General features: G+C 48.5%; 7 protein-coding genes, 2 tRNA genes and 1 pseudogene. 7 read left to right on the top strand and 3 right to left on the bottom strand.

Going from position 1 to position 8,629, the window contains the following annotated elements:
* The first annotated feature begins 231 nt into the window (after positions 1-231).
* Both CS369_RS13215 and CS369_RS13210 read left to right on the top strand, forming a co-directional pair.
* A tRNA-Lys gene (locus CS369_RS13215) sits at positions 232-307 on the top strand.
* Positions 308-692: 385 nt separating this feature from the next.
* A complete protein-coding gene (locus CS369_RS13210) occupies positions 693-989 on the top strand; it encodes a hypothetical protein (RefSeq protein ID WP_196907456.1) in 297 nt (98 codons plus the stop codon).
* Between the two features lie 67 nt (positions 990-1,056).
* Here CS369_RS13210 and CS369_RS13205 read toward each other — a convergent pair whose 3' ends face one another.
* On the bottom strand, positions 1,057-1,281 hold the full coding sequence (locus CS369_RS13205) for a DUF2594 family protein (protein WP_196907455.1): 225 nt from the start codon (positions 1,279-1,281) through the stop codon (positions 1,057-1,059).
* 839 nt (positions 1,282-2,120) lie between these two features.
* Here CS369_RS13205 and uvrY point away from each other — a divergent pair.
* The 5 genes from uvrY to CS369_RS13180 all read left to right on the top strand — a co-directional run bounded on the left by uvrY (position 2,121) and on the right by CS369_RS13180 (position 6,470).
* Positions 2,121-2,783, top strand: a complete 663-nt coding sequence (gene uvrY / locus CS369_RS13200; RefSeq protein WP_196907454.1) for a UvrY/SirA/GacA family response regulator transcription factor — start codon at positions 2,121-2,123, stop codon at positions 2,781-2,783.
* Between the two features lie 24 nt (positions 2,784-2,807).
* A complete protein-coding gene (uvrC, locus tag CS369_RS13195; RefSeq protein ID WP_196907453.1) occupies positions 2,808-4,640 on the top strand; it encodes an excinuclease ABC subunit UvrC in 1,833 nt (610 codons plus the stop codon).
* A 54-nt stretch (positions 4,641-4,694) separates the two neighbouring features.
* Entirely contained in the window at positions 4,695-5,243 is a 549-nt protein-coding gene (pgsA, locus tag CS369_RS13190; protein ID WP_196907452.1) for a CDP-diacylglycerol--glycerol-3-phosphate 3-phosphatidyltransferase, read from the top strand.
* A gap of 172 nt (positions 5,244-5,415) precedes the next feature.
* Positions 5,416-5,491, top strand: a tRNA-Gly gene (locus CS369_RS13185).
* A 217-nt stretch (positions 5,492-5,708) separates the two neighbouring features.
* On the top strand, positions 5,709-6,470 hold the full coding sequence (locus tag CS369_RS13180) for an NAD(P)H-dependent oxidoreductase (protein ID WP_244664988.1): 762 nt from the start codon (positions 5,709-5,711) through the stop codon (positions 6,468-6,470).
* Between the two features lie 58 nt (positions 6,471-6,528).
* Here the strand turns inward: CS369_RS13180 and fadK are convergent.
* Together fadK and CS369_RS13170 are read right to left on the bottom strand one after the other, a co-directional pair.
* Positions 6,529-8,193 (bottom strand): annotated as a pseudogene (gene fadK, locus CS369_RS13175) (medium-chain fatty-acid--CoA ligase).
* Between the two features lie 61 nt (positions 8,194-8,254).
* Entirely contained in the window at positions 8,255-8,548 is a 294-nt protein-coding gene (locus tag CS369_RS13170) for a ferredoxin family protein (RefSeq protein ID WP_196907451.1), read from the bottom strand.
* Positions 8,549-8,629: the final 81 nt, after the last annotated feature.

The following is an 8,629-nucleotide window of genomic DNA, read 5'->3' as shown; positions in this document are numbered from 1 at the left end:
AACTGTTTATGAATGCCGCTTCACCGTTTCCCGGTAATCAACATGGGCTGGCTAAAGTGGAGCAGTAATATGCAAAGTTATTTAGGAATTGAGATGATGGATATAAACGCGGGCAAGACTAACAAAATCGGCTTTTGCCGACAATCGGATTTTCATGGTTGGAAGCGAAAAGAAAAAAATCGAATTAACTGTTTGACAGCGGCAGGCAACGGGAGAATAATCCACGGCGTTGGGTCGTTAGCTCAGTTGGTAGAGCAGTTGGCTCTTAATCAAGAGGTCGCAGGTTCGAACCCTGCACGACCCACCAACATTTCATACTGCTTTATTCCTCGCTATTTTATTTGCCATTTATAATAAGTGATTTTCATCGGAACGTTATTTACTGTATTATTCAAATTTACGGATTGAAGTGCTTACCTCTTATTTATGTGCTGTGTATTTTTTGCCTGATTAAATAATCCTTCAGCTGTTGAATTATAGTTTCTATGCTGTGATGGGATAATGATTGCGTAAAATGCGTTGTTTCTGTCGCGATGTGGATCTCTGACGAGTGCCTCGCGCATCCTGTTCGATGTAGACCTGCTATACTTTTCGCACTACGGCTTGCACGTTCTTAAGCGCTGTTGGCCTTGATGCGTAGCGTAGCGCTCCAGATATGTCATGCAACAGCTTCATTCAATCAGGAGGGGTTCATGGGGATAGAAAAACTCTTGGCAGTGGTTGAAACAAGCTATCAGGATCCGAATGCCGTAATCCCTCTTTCGGCACTCAGTCAGGTAATCCATGAGATTATCTGTAGCGAGCAGTCGTCGGAGTACAAAATTAATGGGTGTTACAGTGAGTTAAAGTCGCTGGTAGATGAAATCAAGCAACTTTCCCGAAAACGCCTGTTCGATAAGGTTTATGTTCTGGATTTGACGCACTATAAATCGATGGAACACGCGCTGTTGCTCAAGTTGCAAACGCTGATGAGTGAACGTCAGACGTGACACTGAGACGGTGTGCCGAGATAGAAACGGCCAGAAGGATCTGGCCTCCAGACTTAACCAGCTATTGTTATTGGCGATAAGCGTGTTTAATCTGTTTCAGCGTGGTGGAAAAGACTTCTGCCTGCGCTAGATCGTCGATTTGAGCGATCTGCTTTTCCATATTGATGATCACTTTTCCGGCATCAGCCTGACCGATGGCTTTTAGCAGGAGCGTAATCATTGCTTTTAAACAGGTTACTTCATCTACCAGTGTTTCAACGGATTTGCCAGTAGAAAAATCTACGTTGCTCATGCGCTCTCCTTAACAAGCACAATATTATGGAACGCCTTATTCTGCGCTAAGCATGATGACTCATTCTCGCAGTGAGGCATTGGAATGAGCGTGAGTATAACACAGTGCGTTACGTGGTGGTGCTGGATTGATTACGCCAGGGAAGTAATGATGCTTTTCTGTTCGTAACGCAACTTTTTTATCTTTTTTAACTAACAAGGCTCGCATTATATATTGTGAATGTTGCGAGTGATACATTTCAATTGTATTTGTCATCTTATCGACATCTAGATGAGAATAAGGAATGACTACACGATTAAAAGAAAATGTAAAGGCTGTTTAAATTAACACATGTGCGATTTTTTATTGCCGTGTATAGCAAGAGTCCAATACCAAGCCAATGAACACGGCGTGCTCAATCTACTGAATAACGAATAAAACTACTCTCTTACCGCGGTAACATCAAATTTATGTGGCATGGCTGTGACTGATGTGTATCATGATGTTTTAGGTATTTTGTTGCTCTGATTCAGCGACACTGGGTTATTGTTGCTATATACGTCGATATACCCGTCATACTTCACGTTGCACGCGCGGTCGCTACGTTTGTTGACCCCAATCACTGACTTTAGAAAGTGTCAGGATTAATGAACTTTGTTTCTGACGTTCATCTTTCGGCCAAGTGCAGAGGCTGTTCGAATGTGTAACAAACGTTTTTTCTCATTTGTCGCTGTCTTGCAACATGAATTATTTAGCGTGTAAGTGTGAAATGTCGCTGTTTTATAATTTTCTCAAAAAATTGTCGCTTCCATCTGCGGTTGCGTGGTGTTCAGCGTTACACCCTTTTCGGAGAATAATTTTTGATTAGCGTTTTTCTTGTAGATGACCATGAACTGGTGCGAACAGGGATAAGGCACATTCTCGACGACACCAAAGGGTTAAAGGTGGTTGGCGAGGCGCACTGTGGTGAAGATGCGGTTAAGTGGTGCCGTCAGCATCCCGTCGATGTCGTCTTGATGGACATGAACATGCCTGGAATCGGTGGGCTGGAAGCCACGCGCAAGATAGCGCGTTTTGCGCCTGCAATTAAAATTATCATGCTAACCATTTACACCGAAAATCCATTACCTGCTAAAGTCATGCAGGCGGGTGCTGCGGGTTACCTCAGCAAGGGGGCTGCGCCGCAGGAAGTGATTTGTGCCATTCGCGCGGTGCATGCGGGCAGTCGTTATATTGCTTCTGATATTGCACAACGTATGGCATTGAGCCAATTGGCTCCGCACACTGAAACCCCGCTGGCATGTTTGTCTGAACGTGAATTACAAATTATGATGATGATCACTCAGGGGCAAAAGGTCACGGAAATTTCCGAACGGTTAAGCCTGAGCCCGAAAACCGTAAACAGTTACCGTTACCGTTACCGCATGTTTAGCAAACTGAATGTGAGTGGTGATGTTGAGTTGACACATTTGGCTATCCGCCACGGATTGTTTAACGCAGAGCCGTCCATGAGCAGTGAATAACAGGCAGTGAGCGAAGGTTAAGCAGTGAGTGAACATTTCGATTCCCCCGCGTTTTTAAAAACTGTCACCAGCCAGCCTGGTGTATACCGTATGTACGATGAGAGCAACACGGTCATCTATGTCGGGAAAGCAAAAGATCTAAAAAAGCGCCTCGCAAGCTATTTTCGCAGCAACGTTGCCAGCTGTAAGACGGAAGCGCTGGTGAAGGCTATTCATCAGATTGATGTCACCATCACCCATACAGAAATCGAAGCGCTGCTGCTTGAACACAACTACATCAAGCTATATCAGCCGCGCTATAACGTATTGCTGCGTGATGATAAATCGTACCCGATGATCTTTCTCAGTGGCGATACTCACCCACGATTAGCCGTCCATCGCGGTGCCAAGCACGCCAAAGGGGAATATTTTGGCCCCTTTCCAAACGGCAATGCCGTGCGTGAAACGCTGGTATTGCTGCAAAAGCTTTTTCCTATTCGCCAGTGCGAAAACAGTGTGTATCGAAACCGCTCGCGGCCATGTCTTCAGTATCAGATTGGGCGCTGCCTTGGCCCCTGTGTCGCGGGGTTGGTCAGTGAAGAAGGCTACCATCATCAGGTAGAATATGTGCGGCTTTTTCTCTCAGGCAAAGACCAGCAGGTGCTCAATCAACTGGTTGCGCGTATGGAAGTAGCCAGCCGTCAGTTGGATTTCGAAGAAGCGGCACGTATACGCGATCAGATTCAGGCGGTGCGTCGCGTCACCGAAAAACAATTTGTTTCGGGTGATGGCGAAGATCTGGACGTGATTGGCGTTTCCTTTGATGCTGGTATGGCCTGTGTGCATGTGCTCTTTATTCGTCAAGGAAAAGTGCTGGGGAGCCGTAGTTATTTCCCAAAAGTACCGGCCGGAACGGAGCTGGCGGAAGTGGTACAGACGTTTGTTGGGCAGTTCTATCTGCAAGGCAGTTTGTCGCGCACCCTGCCGAGTGAAATCTTGTTGGATTTTGCGTTGCCAGAGAAAGAGGTATTAGCAGAATCACTGTCTGAGGTCGCGAGGCGACGTATTCATATCCAAACCAAACCGCGCGGCGATCGCGCCCGCTATTTGAAACTGGCGCGCACCAATGCGGCCACGGCATTGGTAACCAAGCTCTCGCAGCAATCCACTATCCACCAGCGTTTAAAAGCGTTGGCTGAGGTGCTTCATCTGGAAAACATTGCGCGTATGGAGTGTTTTGATATCAGCCATACCATGGGGGAGCAGACAGTGGCGTCCTGCGTGGTGTTTGATGCTAATGGGCCGCTGCGTTCGGAGTATCGTCGTTACAACATCAGTGGCATCACGCCGGGGGATGACTATGCGGCCATGAACCAGGTTCTGAAACGTCGCTATGGTAAAGCGTTGGAAGAGAGCAAAATTCCCGACGTGATTGTTATCGATGGCGGAAAGGGCCAATTGGGGCAGGCGCTCGCGGTGTTCGATGAGCTGGATGTGCCGTGGGATAAACGCAAACCGCTGCTGCTTGGCGTCGCCAAGGGGACAGAGCGCAAGGCGGGATTGGAAACGCTGTTTTTCGAAGCGACCGGGGAAGGGATCGCCTTACCGGCAGATTCGCCAGCGCTGCACGTTATTCAGCATATTAGCGATGATTCACATGATCACGCTATCGCTGGGCACCGAAAGAAACGGGCAAAAGTAAAAAACACCAGTTCTCTGGAACTGATTGAAAGAGTTGGGCCAAAACGTCGGCAAATGCTGCTGAAATACCTGGGTGGAATGCAGCCACTGTTAAATGCCAGCATTGATGACATTGCGAATGTGCCAGGAATTTCGCATGCATTGGCAGAAAAAATCTTTCATGCATTGAAACACTAGGGACAATGTAGCAACATATCCACCAACCGATACCAGCCAAAGTAGCCAATCACTATGCAATTGAACATACCAACATTGCTAACTCTGTTTCGCGTTGTCCTTATTCCATTCTTTGTGCTGGCATTTTATCTCCCTTTTAATTGGGCACCGCTGCTGTGCGCCTTTATTTTTGTGGTCGCGGCGGTTACCGACTGGTTTGATGGTTTTCTGGCGCGCCGTTTGAAGCAAACCACGCGCTTTGGTGCCTTTCTCGATCCGGTGGCTGACAAGGTGATAGTTGCAGTGGCATTGGTGTTGGTGGCCGAGCATTACCATGCGTGGTGGATAACCTTGCCAGCCGCCACGATGATTGCGCGAGAAATCATTATTTCTGCTCTGCGCGAATGGATGGCTGAGATTGGCAAACGCAGTCACGTTGCGGTGTCTTGGGTAGGAAAGGTGAAAACAACGGCGCAAATGCTGGCACTGGTTGGTCTACTCTGGCGCCCTGAGCGTATGGTCGAAGGCGCGGGCATTATCGCGCTCTACATTGCCGCCGTGTTGACCTTTTGGTCCATGTTCCAGTATTTGAGTGCCGCGTGGCGTGATTTGCTGGATTCCTGACCTCTACGTCTTAAAAAACAGCAATTGATGAGCGTTAAGGGATAATTTTATTGACTGGTCAGGGTAGGTCAGTAAAATGCTCGCCATGGACAGGTTGGTGGCCAACGCTAACCAAGTAACAATGTATATTGATATTATATAGTGTTGCGATATCCAGTATTTATAGCATGATGCGGGAATAGCTCAGTTGGTAGAGCACGACCTTGCCAAGGTCGGGGTCGCGAGTTCGAGTCTCGTTTCCCGCTCCAACATTTAAAGAACCGAAAGGTTCTTTTTTTGTTTTTACCTTATCATAGCGCCGTTTATCCCATTATTCTTGCACACCCCTTTTGGGGAATCTTCCTAAGTGTTCGCCTTCTGCATCAGAAAAAATCCTGATCGTTGTCATCCTTGTTAGCTATACCTCCTTATTCTAGCCATCGTGGTTTCGGGGTCTTTCTTTATAAAACGGTAAAAGGAATTGACATGATGGATAAGAACTGGCGGTTCCACTGCGGCACATCTGCCAGCAAACAAACCAATAGCGAGGATGCCATGGTTCGAGAGCGGCGTGACTTTATTAAAGCCGGATTGGTAGCTACTGCCGCTGTGGTGTTACCCAGTTTCGCCACCGGAGCTATTGACGCAACTCAGCCTCGGATAAAAAACGTGCTTATCATCAATGCACATCAGACTTATTCTGGCCTCAGCGAAGGAGCGTTGAATCGAGAATATGTCGCGTTAATTAAGGATGAAATGGTTAAAAAGGGATACCACATCCAGCAAACTTATATTGAAAAGGGCTATAACATTAATGAAGAGGTCCAAAAACACCTTTGGGCAGATATTATTATCACTCAGTCACCAGTGTTCTGGTTTGGTGCTCCCTGGATCTACAAGAAATATGTTGATGAGGTCTTCACGGCAGGCATGAGCCAGCAAAGTTTTTTGATTGATGATGGGCGTATACCGAACGACCCGAGTAAACAATATGGATCGGGCGGCAAGTTGCATGGTAAAAAATTCCTGCTTTCGCTAACCATGAACACGCCTAAAGAGGCATTTGATGATCCAGTCCAACGATTCTATGCCGGGCGTTCCTTGGAAGACCTTTTCTCCCCAACGACTTCTGTTTATAAATTCTGTGGTTTTGCTATATTGCCGGTGTTCGGCTCATTCGATGTGATTAAAGCGCCCCAGATAGTAGAGGATAAAGTTCGGCTTATACGCTATTTGGCGGAGTTGTAGCTAACGCGCAGGAGGAATGCGCGTGAGGCTCTCTTATCGAGAGCCTTTGCTTTTTTGATCAGGCGGAGAACCGCGAAGGGGAGACATGTTGGTGTTTATCCAGCCCGAGACGTTGCAGAATGTCTTGTCGCAGCAGGTATTTCTTGATTTTTCCTGATGCGGTGCGTGGCAAGCTCTCGACGATCAGATGCTCGGGGTACTTGTACTTTGCCACACGTTTACGGCTGAAAAAGGCAACCAGGTCTTCAAGCGTCAGTGTATGGTAGGGGACGTTAAGCACCACATAAGCACAGGAGCGTTCACCTAAACGTTCATCGGGCATGGCGAGCACCCCCGCATCGCGGATGCGCGGGTGCTGCATCAGAATATCCTCGACTTCACGGCTGCTGATATTCTCGCCGCCGCGCACGATGATATCTTTCTTACGCCCGGTGATTTTGATGTAGCCGTCAGCATCCATTCGGCACAAGTCACCGCTGTAATACCAGCCATTTTCATCCAACACGCGCGCTGTCAATTCCGGTTCATCCAGATAACCCATAAACACATTCGGACCACGCGACGCTTCTTCACCTTCTTCACCACACTCAACGGTGTTGCGTGCTTTGTCGACCACTTTGATTTCAACGCCTGGCGCTGACTGCCCGTCAGTGTTGACGATCCGGGATGTGGGGTCGTCCAGCTTCACTACGGCGTGCAGTGAGCTTTCCGTTGAACCGTACACGCTGAGCAGTTTGATGCCCATCTGCATACAATCACGGGTGATCTTTTTGGGGATCGTGGTGCCGCCGCACAGGAAAAAGCGCAGCGATGATAAATCGTAAGGTTTTTGCTGTACTCAGCACAGCAGATCGTAGACAAACGGCGTCGCACCCAGCACGCAGGTACAGCGCTCCTGCTGTAGCAGTTCCAGACAGTCTGTCGGATTGAAAATGTCCAGCAGTACGCTACGTGCATCGATGATAAAGGGGGCGGTAACACCGTGTAAAAAGCCGGTGGCATGACCCAACGGCGCGGGCATCAGGATGGTATCCAGCCAGGTCAGGTTCAGTCGCGCACAGTAGGCGCGTTCGCTGGCAAGAATGTTGTTATGCGTCAGCATTACCCCTTTGGGCACCCCCTCAGTACCAGAGGTAAAAAGCACGGCCGCTAATGCATCGCCGTGCACGCGGATTGGCGTCTCCAGTGGTGCAAAATCTTGCAATAGTTGACTGAGTGCCAGCGTAGTGGGATTGGCGGGAGCCAGCTTATCCACGGCCACCATTTGTCGCAGATGAGGCAACTGCCCACACAAAGAGATAGCTCTGTCGATAGGTTGGGTATTCTTGAACAACGTGGGGGCGAACAGCACTTTTGCCTGGCATTTATTGAGGATCCATACCAGCTCGGTTTCACAATAGGCCGGGAGTAGCGGTACAGACACCGCGCCCACCTTCAGACAGGCCAGATAGATAACCGTAAACTCGCACCATCCTGGGAGCTGAAAAGCGACGCGATCGCCGGGTTCGATTCCGCAGGTAAGTAAAAAACGTGCAAGACAGCTTGCTGTGCGGTCTAGTGCCGCATAAGTGTAAGAGGTCCCCTGATTATCAATCACGGCAACCTTGTCCGGCATGGCTCTTTGTGTTTGGTGCCAATAGTCAGCGAGTGAAGCGTCTTCCCAGAGTCCTTGCTGACGGTATAACGCCCGGCGTTCAGCGTTAAATGCTATTGAAACGGTCATGTGTTTTTATCTCAGTGTTTAACGACCACCCGCGCGGCCGTCTATCACTTATGCGGAGGGATCAACCAAAGCGGAATTCAATACCGAACGTACCATGCGGGTATTCCCATTTTTCCAGAATGGTTTCACCACACATTACCCGGCAGGTACCGCATTCCAGACAACCAGCAGAGTCGAAATGGATATTCCCTGCTTCATCCTGCTTGTAGAGTCCTGCCGGACAGGCTTTGAGTAATTTACGAAACTCGGCCATATCAGGGTTGTCGGCCAGAATGATATGTGGATGGCCTTCATCCGCATGGAACTTGTTGACGCCCAGTTTGATGTCTACGTTGACGCTGTTGTCGTTACTCATAGCGCTGTCGCTCCTTTGTGTAGCGCGGCGATTTTTTTCGCATAGAATCACGAATCATTTTGCACGGCTATAAATCCTATA

Source organism: Candidatus Symbiopectobacterium sp. 'North America' (assembly GCF_015762685.1).
Classification (GTDB): domain Bacteria; phylum Pseudomonadota; class Gammaproteobacteria; order Enterobacterales; family Enterobacteriaceae; genus Symbiopectobacterium.
The sequence above is the reverse complement of the archived record's forward strand: the minus strand, read 5'-3'. Positions and strand labels throughout refer to the sequence as shown.

Bases quoted from the DNA above. Each gene is read 5' to 3' on its own strand.
- CS369_RS13210 (WP_196907456.1), top strand. From the start codon at position 693: ATGGGGATAGAAAAACTCTTGGCAGTGGTTGAAACAAGCTATCAGGAT.
- CS369_RS13205 (WP_196907455.1), bottom strand. From the start codon at position 1,281: ATGAGCAACGTAGATTTTTCTACTGGCAAATCCGTTGAAACACTGGTA.
- pgsA (WP_196907452.1), top strand. From the start codon at position 4,695: ATGCAATTGAACATACCAACATTGCTAACTCTGTTTCGCGTTGTCCTT.
- CS369_RS13180 (WP_244664988.1), top strand. From the start codon at position 5,709: ATGATGGATAAGAACTGGCGGTTCCACTGCGGCACATCTGCCAGCAAA.
- CS369_RS13170 (WP_196907451.1), bottom strand. From the start codon at position 8,548: ATGAGTAACGACAACAGCGTCAACGTAGACATCAAACTGGGCGTCAAC.